The sequence below is a fragment of the Legionella longbeachae genome, assembly GCF_004283175.1.
Taxonomy (GTDB): domain Bacteria; phylum Pseudomonadota; class Gammaproteobacteria; order Legionellales; family Legionellaceae; genus Legionella; species Legionella longbeachae.
Genome location: NZ_RXNW01000008.1, coordinates 193,704 through 211,005, shown reverse-complemented (window position 1 = coordinate 211,005; position 17,302 = coordinate 193,704). Strand labels below are relative to the sequence as shown.

Below are 17,302 nucleotides of genomic sequence, written 5' to 3'. Positions count from 1 at the left end.
TATTCAAAGATATCTGCCTCCCTATCGCAAACAGAAATCACATCAAACATTTTAGAACCCAGACGGTTCTCTAACTCTCGGGTATTCCTTTCCCATTTATAACTTTCTTTCTCTGTATATAACCTTATTGCGGAACACAAATTTTAAAACCAGGAAGGTAGCAAATGAGGGTGTAAGTGCAATTTCGCTTTAGATTTTGCACGTAGCTCCCGAAGAAGTCCCGAAGTGGGTTTCTAGGGGTTTAAGGTATCAAGTGTAACTGATTGATTTTACTGGCTTTAATTGGTGGGCCCACTAGGACTTGAACCTAGGACCAACGGATTATGAGTCCGCTGCTCTGACCAACTGAGCTATGGGCCCGAAGAGGGTGTCATTTTAAACTTAATTTACTTAATGTGCCAGTTTTTTTTTATTTTTTTTAGAAATTCACATCCTAATATTGAAAATGAGGATAAGAGATTTAAGTTGTCTTTATCCTCATTTTCAATTTATGAGTTTATCCTTCATCACCTTCGAGAAAACTTCTTAGTTTTTCTGAGCGTGAAGGGTGACGTAATTTACGTAATGCCTTAGCTTCAATTTGACGAATGCGCTCACGAGTTACGTCAAATTGTTTTCCTACTTCTTCCAGAGTATGGTCAGTATTCATTTCGATACCAAAACGCATACGAAGTACTTTAGCTTCTCGTGGTGTCAGCGTTTCCAGGATTTCCAGGGTAGCTTCGCGTAGTCCTTCCGCAGTAGCCATGTCGATAGGCGATTCTATGTTATTGTCTTCAATAAAATCACCTAGGTGTGAATCATCATCATCGCCAACTGGAGTTTCCATCGAAATGGGTTCTTTAGCGATTTTTAAGACTTTACGAATTTTGTCTTCGCTTAATTCCATTTTTTCGGCGAGTTCTTCTGGAGTTGCTTCACGCCCCGTCTCTTGAAGAATTTGTCGGGAAATTCGATTGAGTTTGTTAATGGTCTCAATCATATGAACCGGTATACGAATAGTACGTGCTTGATCAGCAATAGATCGGGTAATAGCCTGCCTAATCCACCAAGTCGCATATGTAGAGAATTTATAGCCACGTCGGTACTCAAATTTATCTACGGCTTTCATTAAACCTATATTTCCTTCTTGAATTAAATCAAGAAATTGCAAGCCACGGTTGGTGTATTTTTTAGCTATTGAAATCACCAGCCGTAAATTTGCTTCGACCATTTCTTTTTTGGCACGGCGTGCTTTCGCTTCACCAATAGACATTTTACGGTTAATTTCTTTAATTTCTGAAATTGATAAGCCGTATTCTAATTCGAACGCAACTAATCGAGATTGGATGCGTAAAATTTCCTCGGTGTTTTCCTGAATACGATTCATGTCAAGTTTTTTGCTATATTTCGCAATAATGGTGTTGAGCCACTCAAGATCGGTTTCTTGGCCGGGGAAGGTATCTATAAATAACTTTCTTGGAATACGTGCTTTTTCAATGCAAAGACGCATGATACCGCGCTCATGTTCTCTGATGTGATTGCGTAATTGACGAAAATGGCGGGTTAAACGATCTACTTGTCTTGACGTGAGCTTAAGCTTTAAAAATGACTCCGACATTATTTCTAATGCTTTAGTGGTCTTGGCATGAGTTCTGCCGTGTTCTTTTAATGCAACTATTGCTGCTTCATAAGTTTCACGTAAATCATCAAAATAAATTTTCGCTTGCTCGGGGTTAGGGCCATCATCAACCTCAACCATGCCTCCTTCACCATCTTCATCTTCCTCATCAGATAAAAGAATTTCTTCTTCCTGTTGCTGATCTTCGTCAAGCATAGAGCCAATGCTTGAAGCAGGGGCTATTTCATCTTCAACATCAGCAAAGCCGCTAATAATTTCATTAAGACGAATTTCTTGTGCATTGAAGCGTTCATAATCATCAAGAACGAGTTGTACTGTTTCTGGATAATGAGCTAAAGACTTCAGTACTTGGTAAATGCCTTCTTCAATGCGTTTAGCAATACGAATCTCACCCTCGCGAGTTAATAATTCGACTGTACCCATCTCACGCATATACATACGTACAGGATCTGTAGTGCGGCCAGTTTCCTTGTCCACTGAAGCGAGTACCATTGCCGCTTCTTCAATATCAGGTACTTCTTCGGTATTCAGCAGGAGCGCTAGTTCATCATCACCAGGCGGTAACTCAAACACCTTGATATTCATGCCTTCTAGCATGCTAATAATGACATCAAAATGTTCCGTATCAACTATATTCGGCAGTAAGTCATTGATTTGACTGTAAGTCAAATAACCCTGCTCTTTTCCTAGGCTAATGACTTTGGTTATCTGTGAGCTTTGCTGTTCTTGATCGTTTATGGTCATAGGCACTTCTCTAGGCACAATTGGAAAAAATCCTAAAAAAACAATTCAATCCTTAGCATTAAAGCTAAGGATTGAATTTTGATTGTTTTTTTAGGATTACAAAATCCTATAATTATAAACCGGGTAGAAGCAACATACCAGTAATTTTTCATTGCTTTTTTGGAGTTTTCGTAATTTTGTGTAATTAATTTCGTATAAAGATAACTCAATCAAGTATGTCTTTCTTTTAACATTTCTTGTAATTTGAATTTTTCTGCTTCATTTAATCCATGTTGGCGTGATTTATTAATAAGCTGGCGTATGGTTAATTCCCGATTCTGCTTTTGTAAAAAGAACATGATATCAATAAATTCTTTAACTAGTTCTGGCTCAGGTACTTGATGCTCCCATGCTGCTAATTTATTGATAAAATCGAAATAGGGGTGGTTGCGCCATGCTTCAATTAGCGTTGCAGTATTTGCTTTTGGATTTGAGGCCAATTGATTCAACAATTTGAGCAGTATTTCATGTTCTTGGGCATCGAAAAGTTCAGGTTTCATTTGCAGCATACTTTGTGTATAAATTTCCGGATGCTGAAGTAAAAGTGCTACGGCAATACGCATGGGGGTGCGTGTAAGAGTCATCATGGGTTCTGGAGAAGGATTTTTCGTTTGATCTGTAATGAGTTGATTGAGCCTATGGGGCTCAATATGCGTCAAGCGTGCAAGATCTCCTATGAGTAATTGTTTGTATGATCCTTCACTCATCTTTTGTAAAAAAGGTTTGGCTAGATTAATAAGTTGGGTTTTACCTGCTGGTCTAAGCAAATTCAGATCTTTGCTCAAACTGTCAAAGAAAAAGCGATTTAGGGGAATAGCTTGTTTTATTTGATTTAAGAAATGTTCCTTGCCCTCTTTTCTGACCAGACTATCCGGATCGTGGCCGTCAGGTAAAAACATAAAACTAACATCCAAACCTAGATTTAAATGAGGTAAGCTGCTTTCCAGTCCTCGCCATGCAGCCTGTTTTCCTGCATTATCTCCATCGAAGCAGAAAATTAGCGATTTAGCATGTTTGCTCAGTAACTGAATATGATAAGTGCTCGTTGCTGTGCCCAATGTGGCTACTACATTTATAATTTCATGCTGAGCCAGGGCGATGACATCCATATAGCCTTCAACAATAATTATAGAATCTATTGATTTTTGCTGGCTTAAAACTTGATGCAACCCATACAATTCTCGGCTTTTTTGAAAAATTACTGTTTCTGGAGAGTTAAGGTATTTGGGTTTTTGTTCTGAATCTAAGACGCGTCCACCAAAACCAATAATACGTCCATGGCGATCATGAATAGGGAACATAATCCGATTACGATAGCGATCATAAATTTTTCCATCTTCATTTTTAATGAGCATGCCTGTTGCAATCAGTTCACGTTGATTGCGAGGAAATGCTTTTTCCAGGTTATGCCATCCTTCGGTTGCAAAGCCTAATTGATAAAGTTTGGCTACTTCTCCACTCAGACCTCGCTCGCGTAAATAATTAATGGCAGGTTGTCCTTCATGCTTTAATTTTTTTCGATAATGAAGACTGACTGCTGACAGCAGTTTATAAAGATCACGCGATGTATTCTCTTTTTCAGTTTGTTTTTCCCGGGGGATGGTTAAGCCAATACGTGTAGCAAGGGTTTCAATGGCATCAACAAATCCCTGATTGAAGTACTTCATTACAAAACTAATAGCATTTCCCGAAGCGCCGCAACCAAAACAATGATAAAACTGTTTTTTGGCAACAACATTAAAGGAGGGGGATTTTTCATTATGAAAAGGACAACATGCGACATGACTGTTCCCTCTTTTTTTTAAGGGAACATAACTGTCAATAAGTTCAACCAAATCCGTGCGTTGTAGGAGATCATCAATGAATGGCTGAGGGATTAAGCCAGACATGGTGCTCCTTAATTTAATTTAGCCTTAATCAATGCGCTAACCTGTGCCATATCAGCACGCCCTTGTAAATTTGGTTTTAATAAAGCCATGACTTTACCCATATCAGCCATTTTTGTGGCACCAGTTTCTGTAATGGCAGTATTGATCATTTTTTCGATTTCAACAGCAGATAATGGTTCAGGCAAATAGTTTTTTAAGACATCTAGCTCAAATTGTTCTTGTGCTACTAAATCATCTCGATTAGCTTTTTCATATTGTGCTATCGACTCTTTACGTTGTTTGCTCATTTTATCCAAAATCACCAACATACGTTCGTCATCTACTTCAATGCGCTCATCGACCTCAACTTGTTTCACTGCGGCAGTGATTAAACGTAAGGTAGTAAGTAATTCTTTTTCCTTGGCACGCATAGCTTCTTTGATATCATTATTAAGGCGTTCTTTAATAGTCATTTTTTTATTCCTTAAAAAAGAAAAAGGCCACATTCGATGCGACACCTTAGTCAATTTATATGTGACCACGCGCAGTATATGTGACCTTAGTAATAATACAGGACAGAGAAAAATCCTATTTACGTCGGCGTTTTGAACCTTGTTGTCTCGCAGAAGCGTCTCGAGAAATTTTCTTTAAATGACGTTTTACTGCAGCAGCTTGTTTGCGCTTGCGCTCAGCAGTTGGTTTTTCATAAAATTCACGACGGCGTAATTCGGTTAAAATACCGGCTTTTTCACAAGAGCGCTTAAATCGGCGCAATGCATATTCTGGGTTTTCGCCTTCTTTGACGCGAACGGTAGGCATTAAACTGATCCTCTGGTTATTTGACTTATTAGGTGGGCAATTCTAGTGCTAGTTGAAGCACTCGTCAAGTTTTAAATAGATAAATTTATTAACGCTTAGTCTATCCTAAGATATACATAATTACAAAAGTCATTTTTTAATTCTCAAAGAGAGTTAGAAGTCTTCTTGGCAAATTAATGTGTTACAATGATAAGTTTTATTTAGACTTTACCTTTGGATTAGGCTGTTTATGTTTGTTTTAGGCATTGAATCTTCTTGTGATGAAACTGGTGTAGCTCTATATGATTCAAATACTGGTTTGTTAGCACATGCTTTGCATTCACAAATTGAAACCCATCGAGTTTATGGAGGCGTTGTACCTGAACTTGCTTCACGTGATCATATCAATTATTTGATTCCCTTGGTCGATGAGGTTCTTCTTCGAGCTGGGCTTGATAAGAAATCTTTAGATGGGATTGCCTATACAGCGGGCCCCGGTTTAATTGGTGCCTTACTGGTAGGTTCTTGTTTTGCAAAAAGTTTAGCTTATGCTTTACAGATTCCTGCATTGGGCATTCATCATTTGGAAGCACACGTATTGGCTGCAAAAATGGAAACGCCTTCTCTTGAATTTCCTTTTATTGCTCTTTTGGTATCAGGTGGCCATTGTCAATTAATTGAAGCCAAAGGCTTAGGTGTTTATCGGCTGCTTGGAGATACCATGGACGATGCTGTAGGTGAAGCCTTTGACAAAACGGCGAAACTTATGGGAATTCCTTATCCAGGAGGGCCTGTATTGGCAGCACTTGCAGATCAGTGTGAATCAACTCCTTATCGTTTTCCACGGCCTATGACAGACAGGCCCGGGCTTGATTTTAGCTTCAGTGGATTAAAAACATATGCATTAAATACGTGGAATCAAAGTACAAAAGATGAGCGTGCACGTTCGGAAATTGCTAAAGCATTTCAACAAGCTGTTGTAGATACTTTAATGATTAAATGTAAAAGAGCACTACAAGAGTCCTCACACAAACAATTAGTGGTTGCAGGTGGTGTCGGAGCGAATAAGTCATTACGTTTAGGCTTGCAGGAATGGATTCAAAGTATAGGTGGAACAATTTATTTTCCAGCCCTGGAATATTGTACTGACAATGGGGCTATGATTGCTTATGCAGGGTGCTTACGGATGCTACGAGGGGAAAGGGACTTAAATTCAGGAGTAGAAGTTAGGGCAAGATGGCCATTGGCATGATTTAAAATGTCTTACCCTATCACTATAATCATTCTTCTTTTTGTTTCTTTAGTTTAGGTTTTGATGGAACAGTTTTTTGGGCTTTTTTTGTTTTCTTTTCGGATGTATCCGCTGGTTTATTCTTTAGTTTAGGTGGTGTTCCTACTTTAGTTGGTTTCGGTTCTTCGACTATAGTTTCTGTAATGACCACAGTTTCTATTTCGATGTCTATTTCTGGGGGAGGAGTTGGCTGGTGTGCCCTATGTGTTGGTTTATGTTCCTCTTCCATGATTTCTTCAATAACATTTTGTTTTAGTTTGATTTTAGATTCCGTTCCATCTATTAAGCGATTAATGTTATCTTTGTGTTTATAAAGGATCAGTAAAGCTATGGCAAAGATGGGTAGAAAAACGCTCAGTTGCTGGATAAGTAAAAGTGAGTATAAAGGAGCTAAACCAACAGAAGTTATTGATGCTAATGAAGAATAACGAGAAAATTTAGCGACTAATAGCCAGGTTGCAGCAACAAGGACTCCAACAAGAAAATACAAACCTAGTAATGAACCTATTGCGGTTGCAACCCCCTTGCCTCCTTTAAATCCAAAAAAAATGGGGTACATATGTCCAACTACTGCTGCTAAAGCAGTAAAACTTACTGTTGCTGGATCGGCATCCAAAATTTTAGCGATTAAAACTGGAATAGTACCTTTGAGAAGATCTGCTGCCATAACTAATGCGGCATATTGCTTACCTGCCAATCGTAATACATTGGTCGCCCCTGGATTTTTTGAGCCTTCCGTGCGTGGGTCGGGAAGAGAACACGCTTTGCAGATAATAACCGCAGAGCAAATAGACCCCATTAAATAGCCAAGAACCACCAAAAATATAGGTAACATCACTGTTCGCTCCTTTTTCGGAAAGTATTTTTAATTATTAATTAATCCTTATTTACAAGCAAGTAAAGTAACTTCACTTTATAACTATGAAAACATATTCATGTTTACTATAAGTATAATGCTTGTAAATCATTTGTGTAACGTCTTCCTAAAGGCGTGACTTGCCAGTATGTTTCTGCCAAAGTAATTAAATTTTTCTTTTCAGCCATTCTAAGCTTGGGAAGTAGCTCTTTTAGTTCCAGTCCGGTGGTTTGTGTAAATAATTCTAAGGGTATGATTTGTTCAAGACGTGTTGTATTGAGCATAAATTCAAAAAGAAGATCCTTTGTATTTACGGTTTCCATGTGTGCTAAAAAAGGTTTCTGGGTGTCTAAATATTCTTTGGGTTGACGATGTTTCCGTGTTCTTATGATTCCATTTTTAGTGGTTATCTTTCCATGCGCTCCTGCACCTATGCCTAAGTAATCACCAAATAACCAATAATTTAAATTATGTCGAGAACGATGATTTGGTTGAGCAAAAGCAGAAATTTCATATCGTTCAAACCCGGATGTTTTGAGTAATGACAATCCTTCTTCTTCCAGAAGACAAGATTCATCCTCAGAGGGTAATGCAGGTTTTTTTTTATAAAATAGGGTATTAGGCTCCAAGGTTAATTGATACCAAGATAAATGCTCTGGTTGATGGGCTAATGCAGAACGTAAATCTTCCATTCCTTGGATAATACTTTGTTGGGGCAAGCCGTGCATAATGTCTAAATTTAGGTTGGTAAAACCTGCATTTCGTGCTGATTCAATGGCTCGGTGTGCTTGCTGACCGTCATGAATGCGGCCCAATGCACGCAAATGGTCGTGATTAAAGCTTTGAATACCTAAGGAAAGACGATTAATGCCTAATTGTCGGTAATCCGTGAAACGCTGTTGTTCCACGGTTCCTGGATTCGCTTCCATTGTGATCTCTATGTCTTGGGACAAGGGCAGTATGCATTGGAGTTCAGTGAATAAAGTTTCATAGGCTTGCGCAGAAAGCAAGCTGGGAGTGCCCCCGCCAATAAAAATAGAGCCAATTTCCCGTATTTCAAAACGCTCTAAATCAGCTTTAAGGTCTGCAATCAGTGCTTGAATATAACTTTGCTCCGGCAAAATATCCGGGCTTTTATGTGAATTAAAATCACAGTAAGGGCATTTACGAATGCACCATGGAATATGAATGTACAACGATAACGGAATCATTATTTTTTTTGGCTGGCTTGTTTGAACCTGCAATAGTATACTTCGCCCAGCTCCAATTTGAAGTTTTTCTCAATAGTAATTAAACAAAAACTTCAAATTGGAGCTGGGCGAAGTATATCATACTTGCGAGCTTTATCACAAAAATTATAATTATTCATTTTACTTTTCTTATAAATAGAATAAAAATTTGAGATGTTATACCTAATAAAAAAGGAAATCACATGGCGAATAAACGAGTAAGAGTTGCTGTTACTGGAGCAGCAGGACAAATTGGTTATGCTTTATTATTTCGAATTGCTTCTGGGCAAATGTTTGGTGCAAATACAGAAGTAGAATTGAATTTACTTGAACTTGAAGCTGCTCTTCCTTCTTTGGAAGGGGTTGCTATGGAACTTGACGATTGTGCTTTTCCCTTATTAAAGCGAGTGGTTTGTACTGCAGATATGAATAAAGCGATGGATGGGGTAAATTGGGCTTTGCTAGTGGGCTCCGTTCCTCGTAAACAAGGAATGGAACGCTCTGATTTATTGCAAATTAATGGCGGAATATTTACCAAACAAGGCTTGGCAATTAATGAACATGCAAGTGATGATGTGCGTGTATTTGTAGTTGGTAATCCTTGTAATACAAACTGCTTGATTGCCATGCATCATGCTAAAGATGTGCCCAACGATCGCTTTTATGCGATGACTACATTGGATGAATTAAGATCACGCACCCAATTAGCTAAAAAAGCAGGTGTTGATGTTACTGCTGTGACTCAAATGACTATTTGGGGTAACCATTCTTCTACTCAATATCCTGATTTTTATAATGCAAAAGTAAATGGTGTCTCTGCGGCGCAAGTTATTGATGAGGCTTGGCTAAAAGACACTTTTGTTTCTACAGTACAACAACGCGGTGCTGCGGTAATTAAAGCTCGTGGCTCTTCTTCTGCTGCTTCTGCTGCAAATGCGATTGTTACTGGAGTGAATCATTTAGTTAACGATACTCCAGCCGGAGAATCATTCTCTATGTGCCGTTGTTCAGAAGGTGAATATGGTGTTGATGAAGGTTTGATTTTTTCATTCCCTTGTCGTCGTGAGCAAAGCCAATTAAAAGTTGTTGAAGGTTTAACCTTTAATGATTATGGTCGCGATATGTTTAACAAAACTCTGGATGAGTTGAGACAAGAGCGTGATACCGTTAAATCTTTAGGTTTATTAGATTAAGAATTATTTCTAATTTCGAGCTTTGCATGAATGGCAAGCGTGAATTAAATGAGGTTATTTGACTCTTATTTCTATATCCTGTGGCTTGTACACGGGATGTAGGATTTCATCAAGGCATCAAAGCCTGCGTATGGATGTGCGAAGCATCAAGTTGGATTTATAATTTAGGCTTTAAATGTTCCTCTTCGGCTGTGAATATAGGGTGGGTCTGTCGATTTTTGTATTCATCTGTTTGATAGATACAAAAAAATTCAGAACGTTCTAAAATAGATTTGGCTTCCGTATTACGCAAAAGAGTAGAAATGGAGCGCCCGTTAGATAATATTTCATTGACCTTATCTACTAATTGTTCTACTTGCATGAATGTATCTGGGTGTTCTTGGAGCAAATTAGGTAAGTATCTAATTATTGCGCTAGCTATCTGTTCATCAGTTAAATAAAGAATCAGGCGCGTATTTGCAATTTTGATGAAATCACTTTCTGATTTCATAATCAAACGGAATAAAAATTCTGGATCTTTTTCCAAGTGTGCTCTTAATTTCTGGCTAAAGCCAAGATGTTCTCTATGAGCAATTAAGATAAGAGTTTGTTCACTGGATGCGAATTGAGTGAACACTTTTCCTGATTGAGTGTTTAGCCAGGGGATAAGTTCCGCATCTTGCTGCTTGACAGCCTGAGCATTAAAGGTAAATCTAGTTGAAGTCCTGGAATGAGGCAGAAATTTATCCCAATTAACTCGGGGCATTTGGTGCGTTGCTGCCATGAGATCAATCGAGGTTTTTACAGATTCGAAATTAACCCTTAACTTTTCAAAATGAGGTAATGCTGCTCCAATTGCTTTTACCAAATGAATAAATGTTGTTTTTTTTCCTATATTGTAATTGACACAGGCTTCTTTTAAATGCTGGATTTCAGGATAAGTAAATTTACCGTTTCTCGTTGGTACGGAATGGAATGCGGATTCTAATGCTGCTTTTAGCGCATGAAAAGGGTCATCCATCAAATTATCCTCTGTAGGCCCTTATTTAAAAGTAGTTTATAAAAAGCGTAAATGCCAAAAATTTTGCAAATTGATCGCTGGCGGGCTTCGTGTTTAAAAAAGCCGCTTATGATTATCACTTAGATTGAAATTCCTCTGTTTATCATTATAAGGATTGTATATTAAGTGCGTTATTTAGATGAGATAACAACGTTTATTGAAAATTCTGCTAAAATAAGAGCATTTATTTAGTACGGATGTAAACAATGCAGTCTTTGAAAGTGGTTCTAGTTGTTATTATTGTGATTGTCTTGTGGGCTTCGGCATTTATTGGGATACGAATAGGATTAGCTGATTATTCCCCTGGAGCACTTGCACTCTTGCGATTTATGATTGCATCACTTTGTCTTTTAATTATTTATTATAGTCTAGGCATTAAAAAACAGGTTGCATGGAAAGATCGTATCCAGTTGCTTATTGCGGGAATGGCTGGAATAGGTATTTATAATATTTGTTTAAATTATGGTGAGCTTAGTGTTTCTGCGGGGATAGCCAGTTTTGTAATTGGTTTTATGCCTGTGATGACTGTAGTGCTGTCACTTATCTTTTTACAAGAAAAACTAAAACCCAGTGTTTGGTATGGTATCTTGATTAGCATACTAGGTCTGATGCTGTTGATGCTTGGTGAACAGTCTGTTCCAGGAATGCAGCAGGGTGTTTTAGCGATTTTAATTTCTGCTTTAATGGGAGCTATTTTAACAATTGTACAAAAGCAATTTGTACGTGTTTATCATCCAGTGGCAATTATTGCTTGGGTAATGTGGGGTGGGACATTATTGTTGGTTGTTTTTCTACCTGATTTACTAAGGCAAATTAAGATTGCCAGTATTCAGACAACCATGGCTGTTGTTTACATGGGAATTTTTCCTGCAGCACTTGCTTATCTGGCCTGGGGATATGCATTGAAATATTTATCTGCTTCCAAAGCGTCAATTACGTTATATGCACTTCCAATTGTATCAACATTAATGGGATTTTTATTATTAAATGAACAACCTTCTCTTCTTTCATTGATTGGATGTAGTATTACTTTGTTTGGTGCTTTTATTGCCAGTCGCTCTCAAGTAGGTGCTTCTTTACCTTATAAGGAACCTCTAAAAATTGAATAGTTTTCTCTATAACTTTAAAGATGTTAATTAATTCTCTGTAAAAAGCTTCAAACTGGGTTTATACTTTTTATTTTGAAGTTTTTGGCGAAATGCTCATGGAATTGAGAATTGATAATACTCCGTTTAAAGCCCTATTCCAACCTTTGGATTTAGGTTTTACACAATTAAAAAATCGTTTATTAATGGGATCGATGCATACTGGTCTTGAAGAAGATAAAGACAGTTTAAATCGTTTGGCCCAATTTTACAGAGAAAGAGCCCTTGGAGGTGTAGGATTAATAACTACGGGTGGTTTTGCACCGGATCGAGTAGGTCGTTTGGCTCCTTTTTCTGCTAAATTGACGAACAGTAAAGAACAACAACGCCATGAATTAATCACCCATACGGTGCATGAGGCTGGAGGTAAAATTATTCTGCAGGCCTTACATGCCGGACGTTATGGTTTTCACCCTTTTATTGTCGCGCCTAGCGGAATCAAATCGCCCATTAGTCCATTTAAACCCTGGGTGATGAGTCAATATCGAATTAAAAAAACCATCAAGCATTTTGCCCGGTGTGCCCGCCTAGCCCAATTAGCAGGTTATGATGGGATTGAAATTATGGGAAGTGAGGGTTATTTAATCAACCAGTTCATTGTTACTCATACCAATCAACGTCAAGATGAATGGGGGGGGCATTATAGTAATCGTATCCGTTTTCCTATTGAAATAGTACGGAGTGTCCGTGAAGCAGTTGGCGAAAAATTCATTATAGTTTTTCGTTTGTCCATGCTTGATTTAATTACTGATGGTAGTAATTGGGAGGAAATCGTTATCCTCGCTAAAGCTCTCGAAGAGGCCGGTGCAACTTTAATCAATACGGGTATTGGCTGGCATGAAGCACGGGTTCCAACTATTGCCACTATGGTTCCTGAAGCCGCTTTTACCCATTTGACGCAGCATTTAAAGCCAGAGGTCAAAATACCTGTAATTACTTCAAATCGTATTAATACCCCTGAATTAGCCAATCAATTGATTGAGTCGGGTGTTGCTGATATGGTCTCTATGGCTAGACCTTTTTTAGCAGATCCTTTGTTTGCTGAAAAAGCCAAAAAAGGTGAGAGTGAAGCCATCAATGTTTGCATTGCATGCAATCAGGCATGTCTTGATAGGGTTTTCGTGAATAAAACTGCCTCTTGTTTGGTGAACCCCCGAGCGTGCAATGAAACCGAGCTGGTTTATGAAGTGACTGCAGAACCCAAATCAATTGCTGTCGTAGGCTCTGGGCCCGCGGGGTTAGCTTTTGCTGCAGTTGCTGCTGAGCGTGGACATAAAGTGACATTATTTGAAAGAAATAACCAACTGGGTGGGCAATTCAATTTAGCAAAAAAAATTCCAGGAAAAGAAATCTTTCAATACACTCTGGATTATTTTACCTATCAATTACAGAAATTTAAGGTAACAATTCACTTAAATACAGAAGCAACTGTGGAACATTTGCTGGATTTTGATGAAGTAGTTTTGGCGAGTGGCATTAAACCGCGAGTTCCAGATATTCCAGGCATCGATCACCCCAAAGTTGCCAGTTATATTGATGTAATCACTGGAAAAAAAGAAGTAGGTAAACGAGTTGCAATCGTTGGTGCAGGTGGCATTGGTTTTGATGTGGCTGAATTTTTAACCCATGAACATCATGCTTCCAAAGAGCAGTTTTATAATGAATGGGGTATTGATGTATATGGCAAATATCGAGGTGGGATTAAGCCTCCTGAAAGTACGCCCAGCCCGCGTGAGGTTTATTTATTACAGCGCAAAAAAGAAAAAATGGGTAAACGTTTAGGAAAAACGACAGGCTGGATTCATCGAGCGAGTCTAAAACACAAACAGGTTAAAATGATTTCTGGGGTGGGTTATGATGCTATTGATGATCAAGGGTTACACGTACGAATAGATGAAACACCCCAGGTTATAGCGGTCGATACCGTGGTGATTTGTGCAGGGCAAGTTGAATTAACCGAATTATTTGCTCCATTAAAAGAAGCCAAAAAGATGGTCCATTTAGTAGGTGGAGCGTATAAAGCATTGGAGTTGGATGCACGCCACGCTATTGATCAAGCATGTCGCTTAGCAGCGCTGATTTGAGGTAATTGGTTAATACTTATCAAAGAACAGAGGTTTTTTATGGATTCATCAGATTCTCATGTTCTCATTTAAAAATTGGTTTTTTTCAAACTAATGTATTTTAGGGCGTGTTGACACGCCTAAGTCACTACGTACCATTTCTTTCTTAAATCTCTAGAATGCGCTCTGGGTCAAAAATGTTTTTTTGGATCCAATTTAGCCCCACTCCTATAATTTACCATAAACCACGATTCACAAGGCATTTTTTGCATAAGATTATGTATCAGCTGAATACCCTGAAATTATAGAATTTTTAAAGAAAAACCAACAATGGAAGGATCTCATTAGAGATAATGGAGATATATTATCTACTTTATCTTCTGAATACGCCTCAAAATAAGTTTATAAATTTATGCTTGATTCAGGGGCAGTATACACACAAAAATGGTTGGCTTGGGAGCTTCAAGAAAAACCGGGCAGTAAATATACTGCCATTTATATTGATTTTTTATGTGACAAGCAAAAAAGATAATTAATGAAACATCGGGGGCAATCAATAAGATACAAAATGTCTCTTTGTTATTTGACTCGCTAAGCAAGAGATTCGATCAACTTAAGAATAAACCTAAAGGGGATGACAAGCTGGAATTGCAGGTAGTAAAAACTTGTTTATGTTACTTAATGGGCGCTATAAGTGAAAAAAAATTTAATAAAATTATTAAAGAGATTAACAACGATGAGAAAAATTATGCTTGGCCTTTTAAAGTGAAACAATTAACATCTTCCACATTTAAAGAATTTCAACAATTAGATGATAATAAAAAGCTTGATATGAAACTCTAAGAGTGAATTTTCAGTTTTTATATAATAATACCATTGTAAGCGATGAGTAGCTAAGGTAAGGAAAATCTTAGCTACTCTTGTGCTTTATAAAAATGCTATTTTATTTACTAAACTCATCAAATGCTTCTAATGCTTCAGCTGCATACATTAAAGATGGCCCGCCTCCCATATAAACAGCCATTCCCAAAGTTTCTAACAGTTCTTCGCGAGTAGCTTGCAGCTTGATTAAAGTTTGAGAGTGAAAACCAATGCAGCCTGGACATTGCTTTGCAACAGCCAAAGCCATGGCGATTAGCTCTTTAGTTTTTTTATCTAAAGTACCATCCTTAGTTGCAGCTTGAGCTAGAGCTGAAAATCCAGACATTACTTCTGGCATTTCTTTGCGCATTTTAGCTAATTGTGTGCTGATATCTTTAGTAATATGAGTAAATTTATCTGACATTAGAAAGGGCTCCTTTTTTGAATTACTGATTTTTATGGATTATCCAACCTTGTAAGTTCGAGTAATTATTTTAAATGTAACGCCAAAGAGGCGTTTCTAATTTAACTCATAACATGATTTAGAAAAAGATCTTAATGATTGTTCTATAAAAACAACTGAATTTATTTCTAGGATGATAACGCGCGATTTAAAGTTTCTTTTGCTAAAGTTAAACGCCGCTCGACCTCTCCTAATTCAGATTTTAAATTCAAAAGTGCGTTAGAATCTTGTCGACGCTGTAATTGCGCCAAGCTTTTTATCATCGCTTGCTGTTGGCTTGATAAAGCTCCAATTTCTATCTCAAGATCATTTATCCATTGTTGTCGGGTACTTAACGTTTTGATACCAAAATAATTTTTTCCATCCGGTTTATTTTTCTTATGTTGTATTTGACATAAGATTACTAAAACATTGATCTTTTGACGGATACGTTCCGCTAAGTAAAAGGCACTACGTTTGTTAGTTTGTTTGGATAATGCATGTATGTCCGTTTTAATTTCTGCAATAAATTGGGTAGTAGTTGACTCTGAAGTAGTACGGAATAATCCTTTAGGTAGGCTATGATTTAAAAAAGATATACCCAAGCCATTTATCTTCCATTCTAACTCAGGTAATCGAGCAATTAATTTATTGAGCAACTCATCGGGTTCACGTACCATAGCAATAAAGCCCCTCATTAATCCAAAACGGGCTCCATTTCTGTTGTTTTCCCTTGCATCCATGAACTTATAAACGGCGGTAGGCACATTAAAATTAACCCCCCAATTAGGGTCAGTTCATAACGTACTAAACTACCTACATCAATACCATCTGGGGGAATAAAACTCACTCCTAAAGTAGCACATACACCAATAATGCCTATGCCTGCAACAAATAACATTCCTGCCAATCCACCAGGAATTTTAAAGGGGCGATGATGTTGTGGTTCTGACAGACGTAATTTAATTGCGGCTATAAACATAATAAAATACATTAACATATACAGTTGTGCCGCTAATGCAGTTAGTAGCCAATAAGATCCATTCACACTAGGCATAAACAAAAATAAACCAGAGAGTACAGTGACAATGGTGGCTTGGGTATATAACATAACCGATGGTGCTCCCTTTGCATTGGTGCGCTGAAAATAATCGGGTAAGTTTCCATCTTCAGCAGCAACCAATAATCCTTTTGTAGGTGCAATAATCCAGTTGCTTACCCCTCCAAGTCCACCTAAAACTAACATGACTGCTACCACAGGCATCATCCAGGACATGTGGTAGCTTGAGAAAAATGCTTCAAATGCCTGCATAATCCCTGCTACTAAGTTAATGTCTTTTCCAGGCAAAACAATAGCAATTGCTAACGAACCTAGAATTAGGGTACTTAAAATAATAACTACTGAATAAATTAAAACTTTTGGAAAGGCATGTTGTGGATTTTTTACATCATTTGCATGAACAGTAGCGATTTCTATACCGCAGAAGGACATAATAATTGCAGTTAGAGATACCCACATGGATTTATCCTCTACATGTGGAACAATACTCGGAATATCAAATTGAATCTGTAACGGGTTGCCTTGAGTCATCCAAACCAAACCTAGGCCAATAATTAACGACATAGGCAATAGCAACCCAGCAAGAGAACATAAATTACTAAACGCTGCAGAAGATTTCATACCTCGCAGGTTTAGTATCGTAGTCCCCCAAAAGGAACTGACAATGACAGCCCATAGAAAATAGGGATTACTCGTCAGCGCCGGGTTAATTAAATAGCCAATTGTTCCTGCAACAAAAGATAAAATCGTTGGGTACCAAATAACATTTTCTATCCATTGTAACCAAATGGCTAAAAAGCCCATTTTCTTTCCAAATGCTTGTTTCACCCAAATATAAATTCCTCCTTGCTTTGCCCATCCTGAGGCTAATTCAGCTGAAACCAAGGCAGTAGGAATTAGAAAAAATAACGCGCCTAGAAAAAAGTAAAAGATTAATTGACTACCAAATAAGGCTGTTGCAGGCAAATTACGTATGCTATCCACAGATCCAACTGTAATCATAGTCAAACTGAAAATTGTTAGTGAATGTTTTTTCTCAATCATCGCAGTCCT

At 37.9% G+C, this 17,302-nt stretch carries 15 protein-coding genes and 1 tRNA gene; 5 read left to right on the top strand and 11 right to left on the bottom strand.

Features of this window, described 5'->3' with window-relative positions:
* Nucleotides 1–283: 283 nt before the first annotated feature.
* The 5 genes from EKG34_RS10155 to rpsU all read right to left on the bottom strand — a co-directional run bounded on the left by EKG34_RS10155 (nucleotide 284) and on the right by rpsU (nucleotide 5,091).
* Nucleotides 284–360 (bottom strand) — tRNA-Ile (locus EKG34_RS10155).
* Nucleotides 361–496: 136 nt separating this feature from the next.
* Nucleotides 497–2,365, bottom strand: coding sequence for an RNA polymerase sigma factor RpoD (gene rpoD, locus EKG34_RS10150; RefSeq protein ID WP_003634983.1), 1,869 nt, complete (start codon nucleotides 2,363–2,365; stop codon nucleotides 497–499).
* A 209-nt stretch (nucleotides 2,366–2,574) separates the two neighbouring features.
* The gene (gene dnaG, locus EKG34_RS10145) at nucleotides 2,575–4,293 is read right to left on the bottom strand and encodes a DNA primase (RefSeq protein ID WP_003634987.1); all 1,719 of its coding nucleotides are present in this window, start codon (nucleotides 4,291–4,293) and stop codon (nucleotides 2,575–2,577) included.
* Between the two features lie 8 nt (nucleotides 4,294–4,301).
* On the bottom strand, nucleotides 4,302–4,745 hold the full coding sequence (locus EKG34_RS10140; protein WP_012979385.1) for a GatB/YqeY domain-containing protein: 444 nt from the start codon (nucleotides 4,743–4,745) through the stop codon (nucleotides 4,302–4,304).
* Nucleotides 4,746–4,860: 115 nt separating this feature from the next.
* A complete protein-coding gene (rpsU, locus tag EKG34_RS10135) occupies nucleotides 4,861–5,091 on the bottom strand; it encodes a 30S ribosomal protein S21 (protein ID WP_003634990.1) in 231 nt (76 codons plus the stop codon).
* A 229-nt stretch (nucleotides 5,092–5,320) separates the two neighbouring features.
* Here rpsU and tsaD point away from each other — a divergent pair, with 229 nt between their 5' ends.
* Entirely contained in the window at nucleotides 5,321–6,322 is a 1,002-nt protein-coding gene (tsaD, locus tag EKG34_RS10130; protein WP_003634992.1) for a tRNA (adenosine(37)-N6)-threonylcarbamoyltransferase complex transferase subunit TsaD, read from the top strand.
* A 28-nt stretch (nucleotides 6,323–6,350) separates the two neighbouring features.
* Here tsaD and plsY read toward each other — a convergent pair whose 3' ends face one another.
* Both plsY and hemW read right to left on the bottom strand, forming a co-directional pair.
* On the bottom strand, nucleotides 6,351–7,196 hold the full coding sequence (plsY, locus tag EKG34_RS10125) for a glycerol-3-phosphate 1-O-acyltransferase PlsY (protein WP_003634995.1): 846 nt from the start codon (nucleotides 7,194–7,196) through the stop codon (nucleotides 6,351–6,353).
* Nucleotides 7,197–7,303: 107 nt separating this feature from the next.
* Nucleotides 7,304–8,428 (bottom strand): radical SAM family heme chaperone HemW, encoded by a 1,125-nt coding sequence (hemW, locus tag EKG34_RS10120; protein ID WP_012979384.1) that lies wholly within the window; start codon nucleotides 8,426–8,428, stop codon nucleotides 7,304–7,306.
* A 221-nt stretch (nucleotides 8,429–8,649) separates the two neighbouring features.
* On the opposite strand from hemW, the gene EKG34_RS10115 reads away from it, so the two are divergent.
* Nucleotides 8,650–9,639: a malate dehydrogenase gene (locus EKG34_RS10115; RefSeq protein WP_003634998.1), complete on the top strand. Its 990-nt coding sequence runs from the start codon at nucleotides 8,650–8,652 to the stop codon at nucleotides 9,637–9,639.
* Nucleotides 9,640–9,796: 157 nt separating this feature from the next.
* Here the strand turns inward: EKG34_RS10115 and EKG34_RS10110 are convergent, their stop codons facing one another.
* Nucleotides 9,797–10,639, bottom strand: coding sequence for a hypothetical protein (locus tag EKG34_RS10110; protein ID WP_003635000.1), 843 nt, complete (start codon nucleotides 10,637–10,639; stop codon nucleotides 9,797–9,799).
* 245 nt (nucleotides 10,640–10,884) lie between these two features.
* Here EKG34_RS10110 and EKG34_RS10105 point away from each other — a divergent pair, with 245 nt between their 5' ends.
* The 3 genes from EKG34_RS10105 to EKG34_RS18220 all read left to right on the top strand — a co-directional run bounded on the left by EKG34_RS10105 (nucleotide 10,885) and on the right by EKG34_RS18220 (nucleotide 14,729).
* Complete coding sequence (locus tag EKG34_RS10105) at nucleotides 10,885–11,787, top strand: DMT family transporter (protein WP_003635002.1); 903 nt, start codon at nucleotides 10,885–10,887, stop codon at nucleotides 11,785–11,787.
* Nucleotides 11,788–11,882: 95 nt separating this feature from the next.
* Entirely contained in the window at nucleotides 11,883–13,907 is a 2,025-nt protein-coding gene (locus EKG34_RS10100) for an NADPH-dependent 2,4-dienoyl-CoA reductase (protein ID WP_003635004.1), read from the top strand.
* A gap of 660 nt (nucleotides 13,908–14,567) precedes the next feature.
* Entirely contained in the window at nucleotides 14,568–14,729 is a 162-nt protein-coding gene (locus EKG34_RS18220; protein WP_003635007.1) for a hypothetical protein, read from the top strand.
* Between the two features lie 100 nt (nucleotides 14,730–14,829).
* Here EKG34_RS18220 and EKG34_RS10095 read toward each other — a convergent pair whose 3' ends face one another.
* From EKG34_RS10095 to EKG34_RS10085, 3 genes are all read right to left on the bottom strand, one after another.
* Nucleotides 14,830–15,171: a carboxymuconolactone decarboxylase family protein gene (locus EKG34_RS10095; protein ID WP_003635010.1), complete on the bottom strand. Its 342-nt coding sequence runs from the start codon at nucleotides 15,169–15,171 to the stop codon at nucleotides 14,830–14,832.
* A 167-nt stretch (nucleotides 15,172–15,338) separates the two neighbouring features.
* Entirely contained in the window at nucleotides 15,339–15,869 is a 531-nt protein-coding gene (locus EKG34_RS10090) for a hypothetical protein (RefSeq protein WP_035905159.1), read from the bottom strand.
* Between the two features lie 17 nt (nucleotides 15,870–15,886).
* A complete protein-coding gene (locus EKG34_RS10085) occupies nucleotides 15,887–17,293 on the bottom strand; it encodes an APC family permease (protein WP_003635014.1) in 1,407 nt (468 codons plus the stop codon).
* Nucleotides 17,294–17,302 lie beyond the last annotated feature (9 nt).

Bases quoted from the DNA above. Each gene is read 5' to 3' on its own strand.
- EKG34_RS10100 (WP_003635004.1), top strand. From the start codon at position 11,883: ATGGAATTGAGAATTGATAATACTCCGTTTAAAGCCCTATTCCAACCT.
- rpsU (WP_003634990.1), bottom strand. From the start codon at position 5,091: ATGCCTACCGTTCGCGTCAAAGAAGGCGAAAACCCAGAATATGCATTG.
- plsY (WP_003634995.1), bottom strand. From the start codon at position 7,196: ATGTTACCTATATTTTTGGTGGTTCTTGGCTATTTAATGGGGTCTATT.
- EKG34_RS10095 (WP_003635010.1), bottom strand. From the start codon at position 15,171: ATGTCAGATAAATTTACTCATATTACTAAAGATATCAGCACACAATTA.
- EKG34_RS10140 (WP_012979385.1), bottom strand. From the start codon at position 4,745: ATGACTATTAAAGAACGCCTTAATAATGATATCAAAGAAGCTATGCGT.
- EKG34_RS10090 (WP_035905159.1), bottom strand. From the start codon at position 15,869: ATGGTACGTGAACCCGATGAGTTGCTCAATAAATTAATTGCTCGATTA.
- dnaG (WP_003634987.1), bottom strand. From the start codon at position 4,293: ATGTCTGGCTTAATCCCTCAGCCATTCATTGATGATCTCCTACAACGC.
- EKG34_RS10110 (WP_003635000.1), bottom strand. From the start codon at position 10,639: ATGGATGACCCTTTTCATGCGCTAAAAGCAGCATTAGAATCCGCATTC.
- EKG34_RS10115 (WP_003634998.1), top strand. From the start codon at position 8,650: ATGGCGAATAAACGAGTAAGAGTTGCTGTTACTGGAGCAGCAGGACAA.
- rpoD (WP_003634983.1), bottom strand. From the start codon at position 2,365: ATGACCATAAACGATCAAGAACAGCAAAGCTCACAGATAACCAAAGTC.
- tsaD (WP_003634992.1), top strand. From the start codon at position 5,321: ATGTTTGTTTTAGGCATTGAATCTTCTTGTGATGAAACTGGTGTAGCT.
- EKG34_RS10085 (WP_003635014.1), bottom strand. From the start codon at position 17,293: ATGATTGAGAAAAAACATTCACTAACAATTTTCAGTTTGACTATGATT.
- EKG34_RS18220 (WP_003635007.1), top strand. From the start codon at position 14,568: ATGGGCGCTATAAGTGAAAAAAAATTTAATAAAATTATTAAAGAGATT.
- EKG34_RS10105 (WP_003635002.1), top strand. From the start codon at position 10,885: ATGCAGTCTTTGAAAGTGGTTCTAGTTGTTATTATTGTGATTGTCTTG.
- hemW (WP_012979384.1), bottom strand. From the start codon at position 8,428: ATGATTCCGTTATCGTTGTACATTCATATTCCATGGTGCATTCGTAAA.